This is a genomic window from Pseudoalteromonas sp. S1612 (assembly GCF_005887175.1).
Taxonomy (GTDB): Bacteria; Pseudomonadota; Gammaproteobacteria; order Enterobacterales; family Alteromonadaceae; genus Pseudoalteromonas; species Pseudoalteromonas undina.
On record NZ_PNDH01000033.1, the window covers coordinates 31,590 to 55,384 of the forward strand.

A 23,795-nucleotide genomic window follows, 5' to 3' on the forward strand; every position below is an offset into this window, starting at 1 on the left:
ACGCAATGCTGCTGAGAATGCTCAGCAGCATAAAATGCTAGATACTGAGTTATCCTAAGTGCCCACTTTCATAAATTGGGGTCACCCAATATTTTAACGGCGTGTACTTACAAACAGGACTTAGCGCCGTTTTTACTATGGCAAGTTCTGATAATAAAATATGCACCTCAAATTGATAAAAACTGCGATGCCCTTCTACTTGCTCGGCAATATCAAACTCGCTGTGCTCTTTGCTATAGCCTTGAATTTTTTTTAAGTTAAAGCCGGTTATACAGTCTATGCCTATTAATATATCAACTACGTCATCTTTTATATTTGTGGGTGCATTTAGGGTAAAAAGTAACTGTTCAGCCATGTTTCTTCTCCAACCAACCATAAAAGATAGGTAATAAATAAAGTGTTGTAATAGTGGAGGTAATTAACCCGCCAATAACTACGATAGCTAATGGCTTTTGTATTTCAGCCCCTGGACCTGTTGCAAACACCAACGGCAATAAACCAAACATAGCGGTTGTCGCGGTCATTAATACAGGGCGTAGCCGCCTACTAGCACCATCTAAAATGCACTGCGTTACATTTGCAGCAAACATTTTAGTTTGTTCAAAATAGCTGATCATCACAATCGCATTAAGTACGGCTACCCCCAATAGGGCAACAAACCCTACCGATGCAGGCACCGATAAATATTCATTACTAATATACAAAGCAATCACCCCGCCCATCAGCGCAAACGGGATATTGGCAATAATCAGCATTGATTTAGATAGCGATTTAAAGGTAGTAAATAAAATAATAAATATTAATATTAACGCCACAGGAATGAGTACTAATAAATTTTGCGTTGCGCGTTGCTGACTTTCAAACTCGCCACCAAAAGATAAAGTAAATCCACTGGGTAACTTTATATTACTGCTAATTTTAGCTTTAAGTTCATTCACGTAACTCACCACATCACGGTTATCTACGTTGACGCTAACTGAGGCAAAGCGCTTAGCCTTTTCGCGCTCTATTAACAATGGCCCTGTTTTAAAACCAATACTAGCAACGTCTTCAAGCGGCATTAAGCTATTATCTGGCATTAAAATAAGGCTACTTTTTAGCGCTTGAATAGAAGATAAATCCACTAATTGGTTTTTAGCTGTGGCACTATTAAATACAATAGGAATAACACGGTTACCCTCTTGCAGCGTAGACACCTGTAATCCTTCAAGCTGAGACTTTAAATACTCACTTAATGTTTGCGTTGTTAAACCAAATTGACTCGCAACCTCAGGGTTAAGCTTAATATTAACGTATTTGCCCCCTTCAATAAGCGCCATTTGCACATCACTTGCCCCCTCAATACGATTTGCAAGCGCAGTGATTTTTTCTGCAAGCGATGACAAGGTTGCAATGTCGTTACCAAACACTTTAATTGAAATATCGCCAGTGCCACCCGTTAGCATTTCTGATACACGCATTTGAATAGGTTGAGTAAAGCCAATATTAACACCTGGAAATTGCGCAAGCGTTTGGCGAATATGCTCTATTAGTTGCGCTTTTGTAGCAAAGCGCCATTGCTCTTTTGGTGCCAACTCCATAAACACATCGGTTTCGTTTAATCCCATAGGATCAAGCCCCAGTTCATCCGATCCAGTACGCGCGACAATTTGCACTATTTCAGGAGTGTTTTTTAATAAGGTGGCTTCAATTTGCTTGTCTATATCAAGGGAAGCCTGTAGTGAAATACTGGGAGATTTTTCAAGCTGAACAATAATGTCGCCTTCATCTAGCACTGGCATAAAGCTTTTACCAAGTCCCTGAAATAATACGCCACTGAGGATCAGTACCATTATTGAACTAACACTTATTAGCAGTGGCTTTTTAATCGCCTCAGCAAGGGTTTTACTATAAAAACCTTGTAACAACGTCACCATTTTAGGCTGTTTTACGGGTTCATTTTTCAACAATAGCGAGGCTAAAATAGGAATAACTGTAAGCGATAACAATAGCGCACTTAACATAGCAAATACGATAGTGAGCGCTACAGGGGTAAATAATTTCCCCTCAAGCCCGGTGAGCATTAACAGTGGTGAAAATACAATAATAATAATGATAGTGCCTGAAAAAACCGGTGCAGCAACCTCTTTACAGGCGCGATAAATAACATGTAGCCTAGGTAAATGTTGATTATTAGCCAGCCGATTTAAAATATTTTCAACAATCACAACCGATGAATCCACCAGCATACCAATTGCTATCACTAAGCCCCCTAAGCTCATTAGATTGGCTGATAAATTAAACTGTTTCATCATAATGAAAGTTAACAGCGCCGACATAGGTAATGATAACGACACCACTAAAGAGGAGCGAATATCCCCTAAAAACAACGCCAATAATACAATTACTAAAATGATAGCTTGGCCTAATGCGCCGGTAATTGTGCTAATTGCGGTGTTAATAAGATTAGAACGATCGTAAAACACGTTTATGCTGGTACCTTGCGGCAGTGAGGCTTCGATTTGGCGCAGTTTACTTTTTACCTCTGTCACCACTTGCGCTGTGTTACTATTTTTAAGCGCAATAATTAGCCCTTGAACAGCTTCTTCGCTATTTTTAGTCACTGCTCCATAACGAGTTAAACTTCCGACATCAACATTGGCCACATCGCTTAAGCGGATCACTTTATTTTGTGTTGATTTAACGACTGTATTTTTGATGGCCTCTAAATCGCTATATTTACCCTCAGTACGCAAAATTAACGTATCGTTGCCTTTTTCTAAGCGTCCTATGCCACCATTTTGATTGGTTTGCACTATCGCCTCTCGCAGTTGTAAAAAGCTAACTTGATGTTGCTGCATTAATAAGTTGTTGGGGGCGATAGCAAACGTTTTTGCATACCCGCCTAAGCTATTTACATCGGCTACGCCACTCACGGTTCTTAGTAATGGCCGTATTTGCCAATCAAGTAACTCTCTTTTTTCAATCAGCGATAAGTTAGGGCTTTCTATGGTAAACATAAACACTTCAGACAGCGGCGTACTCATTGGTGCCATACCACCACTAATATTGGCAGGTAAGCTAGGTAAAATATTTAACAGCCGCTCGTTTACCTGTTGGCGCGCCCAGTAAATGTCAGTACCTTGTTTAAAGTCAATGGTAATATCAGTAATCGAATACTTGGTGGTAGAGCGCAACATTTGCTGAGCAGGAATGCCCAGTAGTTCGGTTTCAATAATGCGCGTTACTTGGGATTCAATTTCAAGGGCGTTCATACCCGGTAATTTATAAACAATTTTTACTTGGGTAGGCGATATTTCAGGAAATGCATCCACCGGAATACTCAACCACGAGCGAGCTCCTATAACCATAGCAATAATGGCAAAAATACTGACAAATAATCGCTGTGTTAATGAAAACTTTATAAGCAGGTTTAACATTTATTCTCTCCCTAAATGCAACAGCATTCCCTGCAAAGCACTTACTGAGCTAATTAATACTTGTCGGTTATTTAAGGGGATATTGGCGCTAAAAATAAAATCTTGATTACGTGAACCAATTAACTGTACAGGCACAAACTCAAGATGTTCGTCAGCTTTAATGGCAATATAATTGGTATTTTCAAACTCAAATAGTGCCGATTTGGCAACGCTGTAACCCGTTATTTTTTTAACCGGAACCGCTTTAATACTCTGCCCTATAGTTAAGTTACATTGTGCAGAGCCTGGTGATGCCCAAATAGTTTGATGGTACTTATTAGCAATACTGTCTACGCTTTTAATAGTGAGTTGGCATTGATCAGAAACCCTAAAATAAGACACTCCTTTGCCCAAGCTAATAGGAACAGTAAACTTAACCTCAATACTGTTAGGGTCGAGGATGTCGAATGCTCGTTCACCTAACATGCGATTTGCCGCTTGAGTAGGAAATTGTAATATCCCTGTTTTTGGGCTGATCAAGCTCACGTTTTCTTGCTCATCAACCTGCAAATAGCGCATTTGGTGATTTAAATGCTCAAAGCTCAATTTAGCTGCATAGTAACTTTGCGTAATAGTGACCCACTCAGAGCTCCTAATAATTTTATTTTTAAGGTGCACCTTGTTTATATCATAATGGCTCCTAGCTACATTAAGCATGTCTTTTGCTGATTGATAAGTGTCTAAAAAGTGCTGAACATCACTGCCTTGAACAGTTGCCACAATAGCGCCTTTTTTTACATGACTACCGTTAGCGTACAAATAATTAATTTGCGCGACATCAAATGCAAACAATACCGTGTAATTTACACCCGGCTTATAACTCACTTTCCCCATTACACTTTGAGCGTTAATAAAATCGGTGGCGTGAATATTGGCAAACTGAGTATCAAATCCATTTAACTCGCTAGTAGGAATGGGAGCAAGCGTTTGCGCGGCTGACACACGGCTAATAGTTAAACAGGTCAGCACAGCAATAAATAATAACGCGTTAGAGTGTTGCACAAAATTACATCGTATTTTTGTATAATTTAACTGCATTTGGTTTGTCCGCATGTGATTAATTTTATAGAATAACCATGCCCTTTTTACGGGGTTATCGCATCAGGCATACGCCTTAACATGCCAATAAACCTTAATTTTTGTATCACAGTACATATGTCCATTGTAAATTTAACTTACTGATAATAGAGACTTTAATGAGAGATAAAATAATTGCAGCAACACTATTGATGATCATGGTGTTAAATTTTTTTGACGTGATCATGGATTTAAAATTAGGAGTGCCGCAGTGGCATATTTTTACTGAGAGTTTAATTGTGGTTATTTCTGGCTTAGGTGCTCTGTATTTAATTAAAGATATTAACGCACGAACCAAAAAAATTAATAACCTCAAGCGCGAGTTAAACAACTCTGTGACTCAGCTAAACAATATATCGCAGGAAATGAAAGACGCGCGCCATCAATACAGTGGTGTTATACAAACTCAATTTTCTCAGTGGACACTCACTCGTAGCGAGCAGGAAGTAGCTATGCTATTACTCAAAGGACTTAGCTTTAAAGAAATTAGCGCGCTAAGAAGCACTAAAGAAAAAACAGTACGCCAACAAGCTTCAGATATATATAGTAAAGCGGATGTAGAGGGCAGACATGAGTTTGCCGCATGGTTTTTGGAAGACTTTATGCAGCAAAGACACTATGCGCATTCAAGCTCAGCCATTAACTAATGCATTGACTATCGCATATACTTGTGCGCTATTTTAGTCAGCATTAAAGTGGCAGCTAAATTTCGCCATTATGACTCAGGACTTTAAAGCTCAAGGCCATATTTTAGAAAATAGTAATTACGTTGTATTAGTAGTTAATTATATCGTTACAGAAACGATTATGTTTTTAATAAAAATGGGCCCAATTACAGCAAAGCCTCAATCTGATTTAGACTAATAATAACGCAGTTTTTAACAATACTCGTTTTAGAAAGTTACTTTTACCTATAAAAAAACGCCTTAGCTTAATAAACTAAGGCGTTTTTAGTATTATACGCTTAAATTAAAAAGTATATTTTGCACCTAAAGATAGGCGGCGTCCTTTAACATCGAAAAATTCTCCATCGTCGTAAGTGAACGGGTTACGTGGTGGTTCACGGTCAAATATATTGTTAACACCAACACGTAACTGTAGCTCATCCATTAGATAAGTTTTGTACATGAAATCAAATGTTGTGTAAGACGGGATATCATTGTAGTTGTTGTCTTCAATGGTCCAGTCGTTATCATTAACAGTTGCATGACGATAGTTCATGGTTAGCACATACGCTGAGTCATCATGAGAATAAACGGCATTAAAACGGCCCTTCCAACGAGGTGAAGCTATTTCGCCTACATCAGTTCTAAAATCTTCAGCACGGCCTGTAGAGTTATTGTTGTCCTCTATTAGGTAAGTTGCTGTTAGTTTCAATGCTAAGTCACCAGAGAACAACTCAGTGCGGTATGCAGATTCAACATCTACGCCTTTTTTGTTAATAACAGCGGCATTTATAGGACGAGTAAAGAAGTTTTCAATTTCACCCGTTTCTTTATTACGCACAACGTTACTGCAGAAAGGATTATCTAAAGATGACGATTCATAACAAAGCTCAACGCTGTTACGGCCAAAGTATTCAATAGCGCCTTCTACTTCGAATGACCAGTAATCAAGCGTTATATCTAGCCCTTCCACGAACTCAGGTGTATAAATTAAGCCAATGGTATAATCGTTAGATGTTTCATTTTCAAGTGTTTGGTTACCTTGAACATAGCCTGGTAAGCTACCACCTGAAAGCCATTCATCTGATGGCATCCAGCCTTCAGGAAGCCCTGCTGCTTGGCAGTTTTTGATTACATTATCTTTATATTTACTGCCTGATTCAGCGATAGAGTCAGCTCTACACACATCCGCGCGACCTGAGCTAAACGTTTTTGAGTTAGGCGTGAATAAATCCCCTAGGTTGGGAGCGCGTACTGATTTAGAACGGTTTAAGCGTATACGTAACTCATCAGTTACACCCCAGTTTAGGGCTAATTTCCAGGCATTATCTTCACCCGTTACCGAGTAATCCATGTAACGAAATGCTGTTTCAAGGGTTAAATCCGTTGTTAGGAAGGTTTCTTCTAATAATGGAATTGAAATTTCAGCTGAGAGCTCATTTACATCAATCTCACCATCCATCGGAAGGCTTGAATTACCAAAAATTAAGCCTTTTTGCATATTTTCAGACGGTGTAATAGTTGCTGACTCACGGCGGTGCTCAGCGGTAAATGCAGCTGCAACATAACCGGCAGGTAGCTCAAATAAGGCGCCATCTACAGTAACAGCAAACACGGCTTGATCGTGTTGTGCAAAGCGCATTGCATCAGTCGCTATATAGTCTAACTGTGCTTGTGTTGCCGAAGTCGCGCCCATTGTGTTAAACGGTGTACAACCAGAGATAGCCCCAATAACTTCGCCGTCTGCATTACGCTTAGCACATACTACATTGCCTTGGTATTCAACGGCATCAATAGAGTTAGCCAAGTTTTGCGTTAATACTTCGCCAGTCCAAAGAGTATCTTGCTCAATGCGACCAAATTGCGCGTAAGCAGAGTAGCCCCAGTCATCGTTTAAGATACCTTCAGCGCCTATTGAAGTACGGAATACTTCACGCTCTTGGTTATATGCACGATCGCCCCATAAGTTTTCGTTAGCTTGGCGAAGTGTGACTGATGTCAGCCCATTGTCGTCCATTACTTTAGCCATATCGCTTTTTATAAATGCATTGTCGCGACGTATTGTATGGCGGAAGAAGGCTGGAGAGCTCTCTGTCGTTGCATCAGTTTTTGAATAAGTAAAGTCAAAAGTAAGTGCATGGTCGTCATTAAGTTCATAAGTACCATACGCTGAAGCAATTATACGCTCTAGTGGCGTTTGAAAGTAATCTTTATAGCCGTGGCCAAAAACACCATCGCCTTGATTTTGACCATCTTGGAAGTAGCTTGTAGCGTCTCGCCCAACACCTGGGTTTGGAATACGACCTAAACCATAGTCAAACGGTTTTAGGTTACCATTTGCATCAAAAGTGTAGTGGTGATTGTCATAGCCGTTATCAGCAAAGGCGTCTTTGGTAAAAAAGTCACCACCTTCTGAGTAGTAAGCAAGGCCAGTTGGTTGGCCTAAAACAACACGTGAAGGGATACCGTCGTCACCACTTGTATTTGCAGGGTTTGCGAATGAGTTCACAGGGTTACGGTAAAAATCACGGCTCAGCTTGCCATAGCTTTTGTTTTCTGTGTAATTAAATGAAGCAATAAAAGAGAGTTTATCGCCTTCCATACCACCTGTAATTGAGAAGTTGTTTTGCTCGCCGCCACTTTGCTCTGGACGTACAGTAGAAACATCAAGTTCAATCCCATCCATTGATTTTTTAGTAATGATATTTACAACACCAGCTACAGCATCTGCACCGTAAACGGCTGCAGCACCACCTGTAGCAATCTCGATACGCTCAATCATTGTGGTAGGAATGTTGTTTAAATCAACTGCAGTGTCACCCACAGAACCAGGCACAAAGCGACGGCCATTAACAAGCACTAATGTACGCTCTGATCCCAAACCACGAAGATCGGTTGTGTTAAGACCTGACGCATAAATAGTGTTAGTCGTTGTTTCTGGTGATAGGCCAACCGTCGCTTGTGGCATTTCTGCAAGCAAATCATTAACGTTAGTAATACCTTGGTTTTCCATCTCAACACCGCTGATCACAGTCACAGGCGTTGGCGAGGTTAGGTTAAAGCGCTTGATTTTTGAACCAGTCACTTGAATGCGTTCAACTGGTTTAGCATCTGCTGTTGACTGAGCGAATGCACTCGATGCGCCAATAGCACCTGTTACAAGTACTGTATTAACTGCTGCTGCGATAAGATTTATTTTTTTCAACATAACACCTTTCTTTTTACAGAGTGACTTAGTTTGTGATCTCTGCTAGTTAGCCTGAGAAAAAGTTACTTTTGCTAAGCCATTATTTACATGAACGTTAAATATATGCCTTACAATGTAACTAAATGTAATTTATCAGTATTTTTTAACACAGGAATAAAGCTGAGTCTCACCCTTCAAGAATGTATCAGATGTTAAAAATTAGTTTTTTATGTTTTTGTTATGAATAATTACTGGTAAGCCACTTATTTAAAATGACTTTTTATGTAAATTTAGATTTACGAATTAAGTATTAGCGTAAATAACACCAAAAAAAACAACCCCAATTAACCTTTTGATAATGTTAAATAAATATAAAAGCTTTATTTTTGATCGATTATGTTAAGAATGCTCAAAATTTGGTGTGCACTTTTTGTGCGCTTGGTTTTTTTTAGGGAACTTTATTTAAAGAGTCTACTTTTACTGGTTAATTAAACCTCGATACGCGCACTTTTTAACCGGGCGTTTCTTCGTTAACAACTTCGTTTATAGCAAAATCGAGTTTGATACTTGCACTCGTATTTTTTAGCAATTTAGGTATAGTTGCTGCAATATTTTAATAAATCGGATTTTACATGACTCACTCTACTTATCCTATTGGCACACCCGGCAAGCAATGGAATCACGAGGATAAAGCGCATTGGCTGGCATGCCAAAGTATCAAGCGAAGCTATCAACAAGAAGTCGTAACATTAATTGATGAACTTAAAAGCACTCTAGAAGTACAGCAATACGGTGAGCTTAATTATGCCGCAGGTAGCTACCCTTTGTACGCGTTAAAAACCACTAATTTTGATACAAACAAAGCCACAGTTTTAATTACTGGCGGCGTACATGGCTACGAAACCAGTGGTGTTCATGGCGCTTTAAGATTCGCTAAAACATTGGCAAATAAGTACGCTGAGCACTTTAATATTGTAATTACCCCCTGTATTAGCCCATGGGGCTATGAAACAATTAATCGTTGGAACCCTGATGCGGTCGACCCTAATCGCTCTTTTTATCAGGGCAGCCCAGCACAAGAATCAACGGCAGTGATGAACTATGTGCAATCTTTAAATACTGATTTAATCGCGCATATCGATTTACATGAAACAACAGATTCGGATAACAGTGAATTTAGACCTGCACTTGCAGCACGCGAAGGCAAAGTAAACACCAATTGGAATATTCCAGATGGCTTTTATTTAGTGGCTGATAGCAACAAACCTGAACCCGCTTTTCAAAAAGCAATTATTGAACACGTTGAAAAAGTAACGCATATTGCACCTAGTGATGAAAACCAGCAGTTAATTGGCGTTCCACAAACACAATTTGGGGTAATTAATTATGCAGGGCGTGATTTAGGCTTATGTATGGGATTTTCTGAAGCTGCGTATGTCACCACCACTGAAGTGTATCCAGACAGTGCAACGGCTAACCCTGAAGAGTGTATATTAGCGCAAGTTGCTGCAATTTCAGGTGCCTTAGACTACATTATTAATAAGTGACCAATGCAGTAGATAATAAGTAAAAGGAGCGGCTATTGAAATTTGAAAATAACTACGGCAGTTATAGCTTGCGCGTTGAAGGTAATATAGTTATTGGGCAGTTTAAAGGTAACTTAAACCCTCAGTTATTAAATCATTTTAAAGCCGCTTTATTAAATACCATTGAACCGTTTAAGCACTTGCCTTGGGGTTATATTAGCCACTCTCCCGAAGTGATCGCTGCTACCCCCGATGCTGAAAAAAACATGATAGATGTAAGCCAAACAATGGGGATTAATAACTGTTTGATCAGTGCGTTTGTCCTCACCTCGCCTATTGCTATAAGGCAATTGCAGCGGATTATGCACAGCTCTGGTCGTGATGCTCATTTACAAGAATGCTTGTTTGATGATTTGCAAAGCGCCAAAAAATTTGTAATTAAGCAGCTAGCCCTAGCCGAGTCAGGTTGTTAACTGGCTAGGACTCATACTTTATTAATTTTTATAAAACTGGCTGTCTTTGGTAATAGTAATTGCAGGATCCTCTTGCGAAGTAATCACAAAACTCAGCTTGCTCACTTTGCGTGCTAAATCGTAGCCGTCTGCAGTCACCGTTACCGGCACACTTTTCATCAGCCCAGGCTCTACTAATATAGCATTTGGGCTTTGCAATGTAGCCCCCTCTAAACCGCTAATTGAAATTGAATAATGCAGCGGTTGCTGAGTTTTATTGATAATAGTGAGCGTGTAAGGATTTTCAACTAAGCCTTCGTAATTTACCCGGTACAATGCGTTTCTATCTCTAAGTACTGAGGCTTCTATAGGGGTACGTTGTAACATCCATGCAAACATAGATAAAATTAATAGCGCAGTTAACGCCCCATAGCCTACAAGTTTAAGCCTAAATGGATTCGTTTTTTGCCCTGCCATTTGCTTTTCACTGGCGTATTTAATTAAGCCTTTTTCGTAGCCAAACTTATCCATGGTGTCGTCACAAGCGTCAATACATAAACCACAGTTAATACATTCATATTGCAAGCCATTGCGAATATCAATCCCTGCAGGGCATACTTCCACACATAAGTTACAGTCTACGCAATCACCTAAATTAAGCGCTTTAGGATCAGCTTTGCGTTTACGTGGGCCGCGATTTTCACCCCGTTCGCTATCGTAAGTAACCACCAGCGTATCTTTATCAAACATCACCGATTGAAAGCGCGAATACGGACACGCCACAGTACACATTTTTTCACGTAAAAAGCCCGCATTTCCATATGTACAAAACGCAAATAAAAATACCCAAAAACTGGTGATCCCAGACCACTCTAAATTTAACATTTCGAGATACAAGGTTTTAGCGGGGATAAAATACGCTAAAAATGAGGTCGCCGTGAGTATCGAAATAACCAGCCAAGCACTGTGCTTAGTGATTTTTTTTCGCCATTTGGTAATATCCCACGGGCTTTTATCAAGCTTAATACGCTGGTTACGCGTACCCTCTATACGTTGCTCAACCCAAGAAAACATTAACATCCAAATGGTTTGTGGGCAGGTATAACCACACCATACTCTGCCAAGCCAGTTGGTAACAAAAAATAGGGCAAACGCACCCACCATAAACAACATGGCTAAAATCATAAAGTCTTGAGGGAGCAAGGTAAGGCCAAAAATAGTAAATTTTTGGGTGGCCACATCCAATAAAACCGCTTGCTGGCCGTTATATTGAACCCACGGAATGGCAATAAAACTCAGCATTAACAACCAGCCTAAATTGCGCCGTATACGTTGAAAAAAACCTTTTTGCTCGCGTATATAAATTGGCCCCTCTTCTTTATAGGGCTTTATGATCATGTCTTCTTCTTTAATATCAAACTTCATGCTACTTACTTCATAGTGACGGGTATTAAACAAGTATTTGCAACTTTCAGACCACACTGAAAGTTAAACTAAAGTATTGATATTAAATGACTTTAAAAATAAAACCGAACTATAATATCGCGATATTTAGCGATTATCGCGATATATCACGAATTAACTGTTGCGGCGAAGCCCGAGTTTCTGCATTTTTGAGCGTAAGGTACTCTCTGGTAAGCCCAACTTACTTGCCGCGCCTTGTTCGCCTGCAATTTTCCAATTACATAGTGCTAATACGCTGCTTATATGCTGTTTTTGTGCTTCATCAAGTGTAAGCGTTGGGTTCATTACATTATCATCGCCCGCTTTAAGCGACTGACTTAACTGTAATGTAGAGTGTTTAGATAAAATAGCTTCCCGTTCAAGTACATTTTGCAGCTCTCTGATGTTACCTGGCCAGTCATAGGCTTGTAATTGCCTGACCGCTTTTTTACTTAACCCTTGTAACTGTTTACCTAAGCGCTTATTTATTTGCGCAATTAAGTTTTGACACAAGTACGGAATGTCTTCTTTTCGCTCTTTAAGTGCTGGCACATGAATAGGAAACACATTTAAACGGTAATATAAGTCCATTCTAAACTGCCCTGCTTGTACCATTTCCCACAGGTTATGGTTGGTTGCAGCAATGATACGAATATCAACCTTTAGGGTTTGACTACCGCCAACGCGTTCAAATTCACGCTCTTGTAATACCCTCAATAGCTTACTTTGGGACTCTAACGGCAGCTCTGCGACTTCATCTAAAAATAAGGTGCCGTGATCGGCAAGTTCAAAACGTCCTTTACGACGCTCGTTAGCGCCAGTAAATGAGCCCCTTTCATGCCCAAAAAGTTCTGACTCTAATAAACTTGGAGTGAATGCCGCACAATTTACTTTTATAAATGCTTGTTCGTTGCGTTTACTGAGACGGTGTAAGTTACGCGCTACCAACTCTTTGCCAGTGCCATTTTCACCAAGAATGAGTACGGTGCTATCGGTTTCACTCACTAACTGTATTTGATCTAACATGCGTTGGAATACAGCGCTGTGGCCAACTAGTCCTGAATCTTGCCAATCCTCATTAAGCTCGGCAATAAGGTAATCATTCTCATCTTTTAGCTGCTCGCTTAGGTGCTTTACTTGAGCTAACGCTTCGTGCAACTGAGTTTGCGTTTGCTGTTGTGCTGATATATCGCGAAATACTGCTACAGCACCAATAAGCTGGTTATTTTTATAAACGGGAGTGGAGGTATACTCAACAGCAAAGGCACTGCCATCTTTGCGCCAAAATACTTCGTTTTTTACTTCGCGGCGTTTGCCATCAAACATAGTGCAATAAATTTGGCACTCATCGGCAGGGTAAGGAGTGCCATCGGCATGACTATGATGATGATATTGATGTATTTTCTTTCCTAATAATTCATCGGCCGTCCACCCAGTCATTCGCTCTGCAGCTGGGTTTACAAATACCGCATTGCCGGATAAATCAAATCCGTATATGCCCTCACCCACCGCATTAAGCAATAAGGTAGGATCGTTTAAAAAGTTTTTTATCATAATACAACCTCGCGAAATATCGCGATCATTATGCCAATTTTCTCCTGCTTTAACACCTAATAATGACTAAATAACGCCTTAACATCTATTTTGGCTTCTAAGCGCGCTGCAATTAAATATAAGCCGGCTAATTTACGATGAATAAACAATGCATCCACAGGTGGAGTATGCCACTGCTGCGACTGTGCGCTTAACTGTAATCCGGCATCTTTGATGTTGCTAGCAAGCTCACTATTTTTAAAATCAAACTCGCCATTATAGCGAAGTGGCTCGCAAGCCATTAAAAATAAATCAATTACTCTTTCTTTATAGTCATCTTTTAGAGCGTCTTTAAAATAGCCAATAGCAGTGGCAGCATTGAGCACACCTTCACGATCATTATCACTGCCAGCTTTAAACAGGGCTAAATAAGCATCACTAAGGGTAGCCGTAATTTCTCGGGTGGCACCAAAATCAAATAACACAATTTTTTGTGATTCTGGTTGGTAATGGTAATTAGCAAAGTTAGGGTCGGTTTGAACTAACTTAAACTCAAACATTTCTTTAAAAAACAAATCAATTAGTTGCTCTGCAACATGACTTCGCTCAGCAGCGGATAGATCACAAATGCCTTCTATAGGTTTGGCATCAACATACTCCATTGTAAGTACCTGCGCAGTGCTGTGCTCTACATACACATTAGGCACTTTAAAGTGGGGGTTAGTCGATAATAAGTTTTTATAGCGTGCTAAATACTGTGCTTCTAGGGTGTAATCAGCCTCAGCTAGTAACTGCGCTTTCGCTTCTTCAACTAAGAGTTTTATATCCAATTCTTTGGGCAATAATCGCGATAAGGTAAGTAAAGTGATCACATTATCCACATCGCTCACTACACTTTTTGCAATACCTGGGTATTGAATTTTAACCGCTAATTGAGCACCATTTTCTTTATAAGCCAAATGGACCTGCCCAATTGATGCAGCTGCAAAAGGCCTCAACTCAATATGAGAAAAACGCGATAACCAGTCATCCCCCCATTGCTCTTTTAGCACGCTCACTAATTGCTTATGTGGCATTGGGTTGGCATCGGCACGCAACAAAGACAGTAACTGAGCAAGCTCGGGAGTTAATAAGTCGCCAGCATCCATTGAAAGCAGTTGCCCTAGCTTCATTGCCGCACCGCGAAGGTGCGATAGCTGAGTGGCTAAGTTTTCAATATTTTTCGGCTGGAGTAATAAGCTCTTATTATCCCAACCTTTACCACTAAGCGCACTTTTGGTACCGCCCACTAACATATTTGTGGCAACGCCGGTGGCCAATGAGCCTAACTTTGCAAATCGTGAAAGTCGAGAGGTGGGAACGGGTCGCTCATTAGCCATAATTAACCTAATCTATTAATAATAAGGTCAATTAGTACGTTTTATTACGCTTGTTGGATCTAAATTATAACCGAGGCACTAGCTTAATCGCGCCTTCGACTACTTTTAAATCTAAGGGTAAATTACTTAACAGTGCCATTTTAGGGTCGTTCATATTTAACTTATAAACAGGGTTAACCGCTAAAAATGCATTCATGACATCCATCGCCTCATTATCCAGCACTTCTAAATTACCTTTAAAACCCCCGGCATCAATACTTGAATCGCGTAACTTAACATTACGTAAAAATACGGCTTTTTTCTCGCTATCATAAAAAGGCGTGCCTTGTATTTGTAACTTTAAACGCACAGGGTATTTTAATGCAAAGGCATTAATTTCGGCGCTCGAATCAGCACCTAATAAAACATAATCACTGTTGTCGGGACCAATATTAACGCTTAAATCATTCACATCAAACTGCACAGGTAAGCCCATCAGGCTAACTTTTTCACTTAGTTTAGGTAACTCTTTATTTAGTAACGACTCAACCTCTGAATTTGTAAATGAATAAACCGAAATACCCTGAGTGCTGTTACAGGCAGTTAAAAATAATAGTGAAATAAAAACAAAAATTTTCATACAAAACCCTATTCATTAATCGTATTGGCAGTAAGTAGCCATAATAAAAAACCGCTTTAATAGCGGTTTTTTTATTTTAGTTGATAAAAGTTAGTTTACAGCAAAAATAACTTTTAACCTTGCTAGTGTGTCAGTTGTGACTGAACCTTCGCTGAGTGCAATTAATTGCTTTAAATAATAGTTTAAATCAGCGTGGTCTCCACGGTGCTTGTCATCAAGCATTGCCACTTGCTCAACCATTCTTTGCGCTGAGTCATGCGAACTAACGTTGGCTAGTATTTCCATACGGGTTAGCAACTGCTCGATACTTAATGACGTTTTTACCACACCAGTATACTGACTTGGCACTGGCTCATTATTCTCAAGCGCAACAAATAATGCGTTTAAGTTAGCTTGTTCGTTTTTGGCAGCTAATCCGGTTAGCTTTTCATCTATAGCTGACAATAAAGCGGATACTTTAGGCGTTAACGATTTAAATGGCATATACCCTTTAACTTTGGTTTGCAGATCAAGTAATTGGGCTTTACCTTCAACACTATTTAAAGCCGCTTCGAGCTCATTTAGTTCGGCTGTTGCTAGCTTATCTGATTCACCTTGCTCGCGTTTTTGTTGCTCAAACTCTTCGCTGCGTTTAGTGAATGTTGCATCATTAAACTCACGGAATTTTTGCCATAGTGCATTCTCAGCTTTTAAGCCTGCAAACCCTATACTCTGCCATTGTTGCTGTAACTGCTTTAACTGCTGACACGCCTCTGCTAGGTTTTCACTTTGAGATAGCTGTTGCGCTTGCTCAACGAGCTCATTTTTAAGTGCGGCATTGCCTTTATGAAACGCATTAAGTGAAGATACAACTAGCTGCTGTTCTGCCTTATAACGCTCGTTTAAAATTCGGTATGTTTTAGGATCAACTTTACCTACACTACGCCATGCTTTTTGTAATCGGTTGTAGTGGCTTTCAAATTGTTTCCAATCTAAATCAGCATCCTCTGTCGCTTGTAAATGCAGTGCATGCATTTGCGCTATTAGTTGCTCACGCTCTACTTTAGCCGCTTCACGCTGGATTTCTTGCTCTGCGAAATAACTACGACAAGGTGCGAACAATAGCTCAATTTTTTCATCAAACTCATTTCCTTGCTGCTTTTCTTGCTCTGTATCAAGGCGACCTAGTTCATTCCAACGCTTACGCAATACTTTAACTTGGTCAGCACGCTGTTGCGGATCGTTACAAGGCTCATCAACTAACAGTGTTACTTCTTCTAAAAGTGCAGTGCGTTTAGGGGCCGCTGCATACTTTTGCCAATCTTTAGCATCAGCTAGCTGCGCTTCTAGATCAGCTTTTAAGTTAACCAGCGGCTGTTGGTATTTCTCAGTTAGGGCATTAAATAGCTCTTCGAAGCCTTTAAATACACCAAATGCAACATTAAAACGCCCTTCTTCAATTAAACGTTTAACATCACGCGCTTTTCGCTTAGCTTGGCTTTGAGTTTTTTCTAACGGCTTAGTGAGTTCGCTCATTGCAGCTAAAAACTGCTTCTTATGCGCATTAAGCTGAGCTTTAAATGACGTTTGTAAATCAGCGCTAAGTAAATTTAAGTGGCTGCGTGCAGTTTTAAAGGTATTATTGAATGCTGTTAACTGTTGATCGTAATCGCTAAGTTGCTCTGCAGGTTTTATTTCACTAAGCGCATTGTAGGCAATTTTATATTCTTTAATCGCCGCAGTTAGCTCAGGCAACTTAGCAACTTGTGAGAATAATTGCTCAAGCTTATTAATCACTTGTTTTGATTGCTGATCAGCCACCAGTTCCGTTTTATCTAGCGTGTCTTTCGCTTGCGCTACTTTTGCATTAAGCCAGTCTTGCTGAATTTGCTCTGGCGTTTCTAACCCTAACTGTAATGCATTCTCAATTTCTTCACTTAATGCTTCTAACGTAGCTAACGCTAAAACTTGGCGCTGTTGTTGCGCTAAACGTTGCTGCTCTACTTCGTGCTGCGCTTTTAGTATGGCAATGTGGGCATCAAGCTTATCGGTAATTGAAATATATTTAGCATCAAGGGTTTTTACATGTTCTTCGTTTAGCCATTTTAACTCTAGTGCTTGCCACTGTGCCATAAGTTCGGCGGCTTGTGGGTCAACAATAGCGTAGTCGTGTTTATCACGCAGTGCATTAAGCTTGGCTAAAATAACACGGGTAGCATTTTCAACTTGCGCTGGCATTTCAAGCGCTAAACGCTCGTTTTCAAGATGGCTTTCAAGGGCCGTTTTAGCTTCACCTTGAGCATGCTTTAACAAAGCTTTAGCTAACTGCTGTGTAATGACTAAGTCAACTAACTGCTTTTGCAGCTCTTCATTGGCTTCTTTAAAAGCTTTTTCAATCAGTTTAGGGTTTGCTAGGCGTTTTAATAACTTTACTCTTACTTGTAACTCTTTTTCTGCAAATGCCAATTTTTCAAGGGTTTTAACCGGTGCAAAACGTTCAATGTACTCATTTTTAATCTGCGCCGATAAGCTACTTTCACTGTTTAATACAGCAGACGATATTTGCTGCTCAGCTACATCTTTTAATGCCTGATCTTGCTTGTAAGCTTTCCACCAAAGCGGTAAATCGTTTACTTTTTGCAGTGCTTTACGGCGAATTTCAGCCGATGAGTCTTCAAGCGCTAAGGTACTTAAAATTGTTACGTCGCGTGCTACATCAAGTTTTTCAATCGCATCTAAACGAACTTGTTGCTTCGGGTGTTTCCATTTTGGTGTAAAAAGGTGTTTAAAGATCATTTTCACTGAACCTAGCTATTTCGTTATCTGATTTAAATTCTTTTTGTAGTTGCGCTTTGGTTTTTTGGATCATTTCTCCATCTGCACCAATGGTAAACTGCTCGTTTGATTGTGCTACTTTTGCTTGATACAACATCACAAGTTGCACTGTTTGTTGTTTTTGTTCATCTGATAAAGGTGTGCCATCTGGCCACTTTCCTGTTGATGCACCATATTGTAGGCGCTCAAATAATTCTGGAGTAATATTCTGTACTAGGTTGTCAATATTCATGTCATTTTTTCTTTTTCAGAGTCACTAAAATAATACGGTTAATAAGGTACCAAATACAGCCAATGCCTATGGCTGAGGTATACGCATACCACTGAAGTGTTTTTTCTTGAGGTTGTAGGAAGTACAAACAAAAGAAGCCACCTAAAAATAAGATCAGCGCTAAAAAGGAGTGGTTCATAAACATTTGCTGCTTTTTAATTCGCTGCTCACGTTGAAGTTGTTGAACTTGCTCGGCATTTAATTCAGCAACGTTACTTTGGCAATGTGGACACTGCGGATGTTTATCTGAAATTGATTTTGCACATTTGGGGCAACGAATAATCGCCATACATCTCTCTCCATACTACGCATAAAAAAAGCGCCTTTCGGCGCTTTTCATTGTACTTGTTTTATTGCTCTTTGTCTTTTTTGAATTTAACCCAATAGTTCATATTAGGTTATTAGGGTCTGTTTATTCAGCGTCTTTAGATTGCTTCTCAAGACGTTTTTCCCAGAAAGTGGCGTTTTTAATCCCTAATTTAACGGGATCAAACGTGATTTCTCCACCTTTCTTCTTCTGGTCTTCATAATCACTCAAACATGTTAAGGCCGGTTTAGCGACAAAGAAAATAGCTAATATACCCAATATGTTTATCCACGCCATTAAGCCAACGCCTATGTCGCCAATAGTCCAAATATAACCTGAGCTATTAACCATGCCGTAGGCTACCATAAACATAATCATAAGTTTTACCACTACAAGCGGAATACTTCCTTTAAAGTAGCGATTTAAGTACGCGATATTAGTCTCAGCAATGAAGTAATAAGCAAGTATAGTGGTAAAAGCAAAGAAGAATAAAGCGATACCTACAAACGCTTCTCCAAAGCTACCAAATACACTAAACAACGCCATTTGGGTAAATGCTGCTGATCCCACTTCAGTTGCCGCATCAACATTTTGTATAATGAATTGTCCTTCTGGCAAAGTGCCGACTACATTGTATTGCTGCGTCATTAAGATCATTAATGCCGTTGCTGTACATACAAAAAGTGTATCAACATAAACAGAAAAAGCTTGCACTAAACCTTGCTGTGCAGGGTGATCAACTTCTGCTGCCGCCGCTGCATGAGGACCTGTACCTTGACCGGCTTCATTAGAATAGATACCACGCTTAACACCCCAGCCAATTGCAGCGCCAAAGCCTGCTTGAGCTGTAAATGCATCACCAATAATAAGCGAGAAAATGCCTGGTACTTTGTCTATGTTTAAAAATACGATAATTAAGGCCAATACGATGTAACCAAGCGCCATAAATGGCACTACAATTTGCGTAAAATTAGCAATGCGCTTTATACCACCAAAGATAATAAACGCTAAAACGATTAGAATAATGGCCAATGCAACGAGTTTAAAACTGCCTACGTCACCAAAAGTTGTAGAGACCATAGTGCCATCACCAAATACTTGAGTGAATGCGTTGCCCACAGCATTTGCTTGTACGCCTGGTAAGAAAACCCCACAGGCTATAATTGCCGACACAGCAAATAATACAGCCAGCCACTTTTGCCCTAAGCAACGGTCAAAATAATAGGCTGGACCACCGCGGTATTGGCCGTCTTCTTCTAGTTTATAAATTTGACCTAATGTTGATTCTGCGTATGCAGTGCTTGCACCTAAAAAAGCAACAACCCACATCCAAAAAATAGCGCCCGGACCACCAAAACCGATTGCGGCTGCAACACCGGCAATATTACCAACCCCTACTCGGCCAGACAATGAAACAGCAAGAGCTTGAAAAGATGAGATCCCTTTTTCTGAGGTGTTGGGGCTAAATAATAGCTTACACATTTCTTTAAAATGTCTAACTTGAGCAAATCGAGTTAGTACGGAGTAAAATAAGCCTGCGCCTAGGCATAAATAGATGAGTGCATCACTCCAAACAACATCATTAACGGCGCTTACAAAAGCTTCCATGAACATCCTCACAGTTATATTTATTATTATTAATTACCATACTCTGCTACTCAGAATACCTGTCATAAGCTTTACGAAATAAGGGGTTAATCTTTTTCGTCTTTCTTATTGCTCAATCGATATTAACTTAAGTACCCAACCTTGTTAACAGTTAATTTTCAAAACAACTTATTGTTTATTTATATTGAGCCTGCTAAGACAACGTTTAACTAAGTGGGAATTGATTAAAATTATAGGTTATTAAATCTGTCGAGAAGGTGTATTGAAACGTTTTAGTGTGATGGTGGGAAATGATTTTTATTTTTTGATACGGCCGGTTTAGCCTTAAATAAAAAGGGCATCAAAATTATTGATACCCTTTAAAACAAGCGTTTTATCTTAAGTTGTCTACAACATTAACAATGGCTGCTAAGGTATCTTGACCAAATTGATATGAACGACGATCTGACCAGCCGTAATCTGGATCAGGTAAGTCATTATTATCTTTAAATGGCATTTCAACGGTGTAAGTAAGCGCTTTAAATTCTTCAGCGGTCGCTGATGAACCTACTGTTAAATTAGCTTGACCTGGTTCGTCTTTATCGTAGCCATGGGTATCTTGAAACTCTGGAGTAATAGTTAAAAGCGCGGCTTTAAAGCTGTCTTCAAGGCCTTTTAGGCGTGCATCATAACTTGGTATGCCTTCACTACCGGCAACAAAGTTATATGGAATGGCTTCATCCCCGTGAATGTCAAGGTGCATATCTAAGCCTGCTTCTCGCATTTTATTAAGCACTAAGTAAACTTCAGGACTATTTTCCATGCTTGGTGTTTGCCATTCACGGTTTAAGTTAACCCCTTTAGCATTAGTACGTAAGTGACCACGTGCACTGCCATCTGGATTCATATTTGGCACTACATAGAATACCGCTTTTGATAGTAAGGCTGCTGCATGTGGGTCTTCATCGTCAAGCAGCTTGTGTAATAAGCCTTCTACAAACCACTCTGCCATAGTTTCACCCGGGTGTTGGCGAGCCGTGACCCAGATGATTTTTTTATCTGCACTTGGCTGACCAATTTTAAGCACGCTCATATCACGGCCATCAAGGGTTTGACCTAGCGTCTCTAACTGACAAAGCTCTTGGCTTTGTGCCCATGATAATAAGTCTAAATGGCGGTCGTAGCTGTAAGGAGAAAAATAGGCAAAGTAAACGCTGCTACACTCAGGCTCAAGCTCAAATGTTAGTGTGCCATTTTCATACGAAGACGGTACACGAAACCATGTTTGACGGTCGTATGAGGCAACAGCTTGGTAGTCTACCCAACCATCTGGGTATGCAGACTTATCAAGATTATTAATATTTAACTGATGTAATTGATAAGGCGTTGTTTCAAGACGAAAGTGAAACCACTGATAAAACTCAGACTGATGATCTTTATTAATTTCTAACTGAATATTTAACGGATCGGTGGCTTCAATAACTTTAATATTACCACTGTCAAAATTGCTACTGATTTTCATTACAACAAACCTATTAGTTAACTGTGTGTCTTGACCAAAGGATTTAGCCAAGAGGTAAGTACGTGTTAATGCACTTTAAACGGCTATTACTACGTACTCAATTTAATAAAGCGTACCATAACCACTACACTTTAAAAATCTTCAGACCTAAAAAAGCCAGCAAGTGCTGGCTTTTTTTAATTGCTCAAGTGTTTATCGAGGTAAACTTGGGAATGAGACTTCTGCCATATCGCGCATACAGCGAACTACCTGGCAGCTATAACCAAACTCATTGTCGTACCATACGTAAAGTACAACACGGTTTTCATCAACAATCGTTGCTTGAGAATCAACAACACCTGCGTAACGACTACCCACTAAATCGGTAGACACGATTTCAGTTGATGCTGTGTAATCGATTTGATCACGTAGGTCTGAGTGAAGTGCTGTTTCACGTAAAAACGCATTAAGTTCTTCAACCGTCGTGCTCTTTTCAAGATTCAAGTTTAAGATAGCTAACGATACGTTTGGTGTAGGTACACGAATTGCGTTACCTGTTAGTTTACCTTCAAGCTCTGGTAATGCTTTAGATACCGCTTTAGCTGCACCTGTTTCAGTGATAACCATGTTAAGTGCCGCAGCACGACCACGACGTTCTGCTTTGTGGTAGTTATCAATTAAGTTTTGGTCATTAGTGTATGAGTGAACTGTTTCAACGTGACCATTCTTAATACCAAACTGATCGTTTAATGCTTTCAATGTTGGTGTTATTGCATTAGTTGTACAACTTGCAGCACATACAATTTTATCTTCAGGTAAAATATCTTGGTTATTTACACCGTAAACGATATTTTTAATGTTGCCCTTAGCTGGCGCTGTTAATAATACTTTTGCAGCACCTTTAGATTCTAAGTGTTGACCAAGGCCAGCTTCATCTTTCCAAATACCTGTGTTATCAACAACAAGTGCGTTTTCGATACCGTAGGCACTGTAATCAACTTCGCTTGGCGAATTAGCGTAGATAACTTGAATGTAACTACCATTAGCTTTAATAGCATTACGTTCTGTATCAATGGTGATTGAACCATTAAACGGACCATGGATAGAATCACGACGCAATAAGCTTGCACGTTTTTCTAAATCGCCGTCTTTACCACCACGCACAACAATAGCGCGTAGGTTTAAGTCGGCGTATGGGCCTGATTTTTCAATTAACAAACGTGCTAATAAGCGGCCGATACGACCAAAGCCGTAAAGTACTACGTCACGTGGCGCTTTAGGCTCAGAATTAACAATTTCAGCTAGTTCGTCTTTAACGAACTCTTCTACTGAACGGCCATTCGCAGCATCTGTGTATAAATAGCTGTATGCTAATTTACCAATATCGATACGGGCAGAATTTAATTCCATTTTGCTGATAGCTTCTAAGAATGGGAAGCTTTCACGCAGGCGAAGTTTAGTTCCTTCAAACTGGGCTACTGATTTGTGAGACTTAATAATATCAATAGTGCTTGAGTTTACTAATGGACGGCCGTAAACAGCGATTTCAATACCACGATTACGGTACAATTTACCAATAATTGGTTGCATGCTTTCAGCGTAATCTTGACGTTCTTGCCAGCTACTTGTGTATTCTAACTCGTGAGATGAGGTCATTTTTTTTACCTAATTAAACAATTTTGAACGGATAGCCTAAGAATGTATCGAATTTTGAGAGCAACACATTCCTTCGGGCAGGCCTATTCTAATTTAATCTCATTTTATTCTCTACTGTTAGAGACTAAAGTTTAGGCTAGAATAATATTATATGAGGGTCTGTTGACCTTTGCGGATTAAAATTTGTTCAAACTAGGGGCAATTTAATCGCGGCGCGAGGTTTGTAACCTAGTGGGCTAAATCAAAACCGAGCAACAAAGAGTAAATCGCCCCTAGGCAGAACCCTTCGGGCAGCGCCTGTTTGGCATTGATGCTGCGTT

The 23,795-nt window shown here is 39.8% G+C and carries 17 protein-coding genes; 3 read left to right on the forward strand and 14 right to left on the reverse strand.

Annotated elements, in window-relative coordinates:
- Nucleotides 1–49: 49 nt before the first annotated feature.
- Genes CWB78_RS12780 through CWB78_RS12790 form a run of 3 tightly spaced genes read right to left on the reverse strand, consistent with a single transcriptional unit; the run spans nucleotide 50 to nucleotide 4,460 of the window.
- Nucleotides 50–355, reverse strand: a complete 306-nt coding sequence (locus CWB78_RS12780; RefSeq protein WP_010392847.1) for a DUF3240 family protein — start codon at nucleotides 353–355, stop codon at nucleotides 50–52.
- Nucleotides 348–3,419 (reverse strand): efflux RND transporter permease subunit, encoded by a 3,072-nt coding sequence (locus tag CWB78_RS12785; RefSeq protein ID WP_138595916.1) that lies wholly within the window; start codon nucleotides 3,417–3,419, stop codon nucleotides 348–350. Before CWB78_RS12785 ends, CWB78_RS12780 begins: the two co-directional genes overlap by 8 nt.
- Entirely contained in the window at nucleotides 3,420–4,460 is a 1,041-nt protein-coding gene (locus CWB78_RS12790) for an efflux RND transporter periplasmic adaptor subunit (RefSeq protein ID WP_249930462.1), read from the reverse strand.
- A 194-nt stretch (nucleotides 4,461–4,654) separates the two neighbouring features.
- Here CWB78_RS12790 and CWB78_RS12795 point away from each other — a divergent pair, with 194 nt between their 5' ends.
- Nucleotides 4,655–5,182, forward strand: coding sequence for a helix-turn-helix transcriptional regulator (locus tag CWB78_RS12795; RefSeq protein WP_075169428.1), 528 nt, complete (start codon nucleotides 4,655–4,657; stop codon nucleotides 5,180–5,182).
- A 322-nt stretch (nucleotides 5,183–5,504) separates the two neighbouring features.
- On the opposite strand, the gene CWB78_RS12800 is transcribed toward CWB78_RS12795, so the two are convergent.
- Nucleotides 5,505–8,408 carry a TonB-dependent receptor plug domain-containing protein gene (locus CWB78_RS12800; RefSeq protein WP_138595920.1) on the reverse strand — a complete coding sequence of 968 codons (2,904 nt, stop codon included), beginning with the start codon at nucleotides 8,406–8,408 and terminating at the stop codon, nucleotides 5,505–5,507.
- A gap of 611 nt (nucleotides 8,409–9,019) precedes the next feature.
- On the opposite strand from CWB78_RS12800, the gene CWB78_RS12805 reads away from it, so the two are divergent.
- Together CWB78_RS12805 and CWB78_RS12810 are read left to right on the forward strand one after the other, a co-directional pair.
- Nucleotides 9,020–9,934 carry a M14 family metallopeptidase gene (locus CWB78_RS12805; RefSeq protein ID WP_138595922.1) on the forward strand — a complete coding sequence of 305 codons (915 nt, stop codon included), beginning with the start codon at nucleotides 9,020–9,022 and terminating at the stop codon, nucleotides 9,932–9,934.
- 35 nt (nucleotides 9,935–9,969) lie between these two features.
- Nucleotides 9,970–10,386, forward strand: coding sequence for a hypothetical protein (locus tag CWB78_RS12810; RefSeq protein WP_138595924.1), 417 nt, complete (start codon nucleotides 9,970–9,972; stop codon nucleotides 10,384–10,386).
- Nucleotides 10,387–10,407: 21 nt separating this feature from the next.
- On the opposite strand, the gene ccoG is transcribed toward CWB78_RS12810, so the two are convergent.
- The 10 genes from ccoG to CWB78_RS12860 form a co-directional block, all read right to left on the reverse strand.
- Nucleotides 10,408–11,790, reverse strand: a complete 1,383-nt coding sequence (ccoG, locus tag CWB78_RS12815) for a cytochrome c oxidase accessory protein CcoG (RefSeq protein WP_138595926.1) — start codon at nucleotides 11,788–11,790, stop codon at nucleotides 10,408–10,410.
- Between the two features lie 153 nt (nucleotides 11,791–11,943).
- Complete coding sequence (locus CWB78_RS12820) at nucleotides 11,944–13,362, reverse strand: sigma-54 interaction domain-containing protein (protein ID WP_138595928.1); 1,419 nt, start codon at nucleotides 13,360–13,362, stop codon at nucleotides 11,944–11,946.
- Nucleotides 13,363–13,418: 56 nt separating this feature from the next.
- Complete coding sequence (locus CWB78_RS12825; RefSeq protein ID WP_138595930.1) at nucleotides 13,419–14,720, reverse strand: ABC1 kinase family protein; 1,302 nt, start codon at nucleotides 14,718–14,720, stop codon at nucleotides 13,419–13,421.
- A 64-nt stretch (nucleotides 14,721–14,784) separates the two neighbouring features.
- Nucleotides 14,785–15,339, reverse strand: a complete 555-nt coding sequence (locus CWB78_RS12830; protein WP_010392868.1) for a YceB family lipoprotein — start codon at nucleotides 15,337–15,339, stop codon at nucleotides 14,785–14,787.
- Between the two features lie 90 nt (nucleotides 15,340–15,429).
- Nucleotides 15,430–18,114: a DUF349 domain-containing protein gene (locus CWB78_RS12835; RefSeq protein ID WP_138595932.1), complete on the reverse strand. Its 2,685-nt coding sequence runs from the start codon at nucleotides 18,112–18,114 to the stop codon at nucleotides 15,430–15,432.
- Nucleotides 18,104–18,385: a YeaC family protein gene (locus tag CWB78_RS12840; protein ID WP_008114080.1), complete on the reverse strand. Its 282-nt coding sequence runs from the start codon at nucleotides 18,383–18,385 to the stop codon at nucleotides 18,104–18,106. The genes CWB78_RS12835 and CWB78_RS12840 overlap by 11 nt, the downstream gene beginning before the upstream one ends.
- A gap of 1 nt (nucleotide 18,386) precedes the next feature.
- A complete protein-coding gene (locus tag CWB78_RS12845) occupies nucleotides 18,387–18,713 on the reverse strand; it encodes a hypothetical protein (RefSeq protein ID WP_008114079.1) in 327 nt (108 codons plus the stop codon).
- A 123-nt stretch (nucleotides 18,714–18,836) separates the two neighbouring features.
- Nucleotides 18,837–20,339 (reverse strand): alanine/glycine:cation symporter family protein, encoded by a 1,503-nt coding sequence (locus CWB78_RS12850; protein WP_138595934.1) that lies wholly within the window; start codon nucleotides 20,337–20,339, stop codon nucleotides 18,837–18,839.
- A gap of 373 nt (nucleotides 20,340–20,712) precedes the next feature.
- Entirely contained in the window at nucleotides 20,713–21,840 is a 1,128-nt protein-coding gene (locus tag CWB78_RS12855) for a M14 family metallopeptidase (protein ID WP_138595936.1), read from the reverse strand.
- A gap of 192 nt (nucleotides 21,841–22,032) precedes the next feature.
- Nucleotides 22,033–23,475 carry a glyceraldehyde-3-phosphate dehydrogenase gene (locus CWB78_RS12860; protein WP_138595938.1) on the reverse strand — a complete coding sequence of 481 codons (1,443 nt, stop codon included), beginning with the start codon at nucleotides 23,473–23,475 and terminating at the stop codon, nucleotides 22,033–22,035.
- Nucleotides 23,476–23,795: the final 320 nt, after the last annotated feature.

Coding starts and splice junctions, on each gene's coding strand:
- CWB78_RS12780 (WP_010392847.1), bottom strand. CDS start 355: ATGGCTGAACAGTTACTTTTTACCCTAAATGCACCCACAAATATAAAA.
- CWB78_RS12785 (WP_138595916.1), bottom strand. CDS start 3,419: ATGTTAAACCTGCTTATAAAGTTTTCATTAACACAGCGATTATTTGTC.
- CWB78_RS12795 (WP_075169428.1), top strand. CDS start 4,655: ATGAGAGATAAAATAATTGCAGCAACACTATTGATGATCATGGTGTTA.
- CWB78_RS12800 (WP_138595920.1), bottom strand. CDS start 8,408: ATGTTGAAAAAAATAAATCTTATCGCAGCAGCAGTTAATACAGTACTT.
- CWB78_RS12805 (WP_138595922.1), top strand. CDS start 9,020: ATGACTCACTCTACTTATCCTATTGGCACACCCGGCAAGCAATGGAAT.
- ccoG (WP_138595926.1), bottom strand. CDS start 11,790: ATGAAGTTTGATATTAAAGAAGAAGACATGATCATAAAGCCCTATAAA.
- CWB78_RS12820 (WP_138595928.1), bottom strand. CDS start 13,362: ATGATAAAAAACTTTTTAAACGATCCTACCTTATTGCTTAATGCGGTG.
- CWB78_RS12825 (WP_138595930.1), bottom strand. CDS start 14,720: ATGGCTAATGAGCGACCCGTTCCCACCTCTCGACTTTCACGATTTGCA.
- CWB78_RS12830 (WP_010392868.1), bottom strand. CDS start 15,339: ATGAAAATTTTTGTTTTTATTTCACTATTATTTTTAACTGCCTGTAAC.
- CWB78_RS12835 (WP_138595932.1), bottom strand. CDS start 18,114: ATGATCTTTAAACACCTTTTTACACCAAAATGGAAACACCCGAAGCAA.
- CWB78_RS12840 (WP_008114080.1), bottom strand. CDS start 18,385: ATGAATATTGACAACCTAGTACAGAATATTACTCCAGAATTATTTGAG.
- CWB78_RS12845 (WP_008114079.1), bottom strand. CDS start 18,713: ATGGCGATTATTCGTTGCCCCAAATGTGCAAAATCAATTTCAGATAAA.
- CWB78_RS12850 (WP_138595934.1), bottom strand. CDS start 20,339: ATGGAAGCTTTTGTAAGCGCCGTTAATGATGTTGTTTGGAGTGATGCA.
- CWB78_RS12855 (WP_138595936.1), bottom strand. CDS start 21,840: ATGAAAATCAGTAGCAATTTTGACAGTGGTAATATTAAAGTTATTGAA.
- CWB78_RS12860 (WP_138595938.1), bottom strand. CDS start 23,475: ATGACCTCATCTCACGAGTTAGAATACACAAGTAGCTGGCAAGAACGT.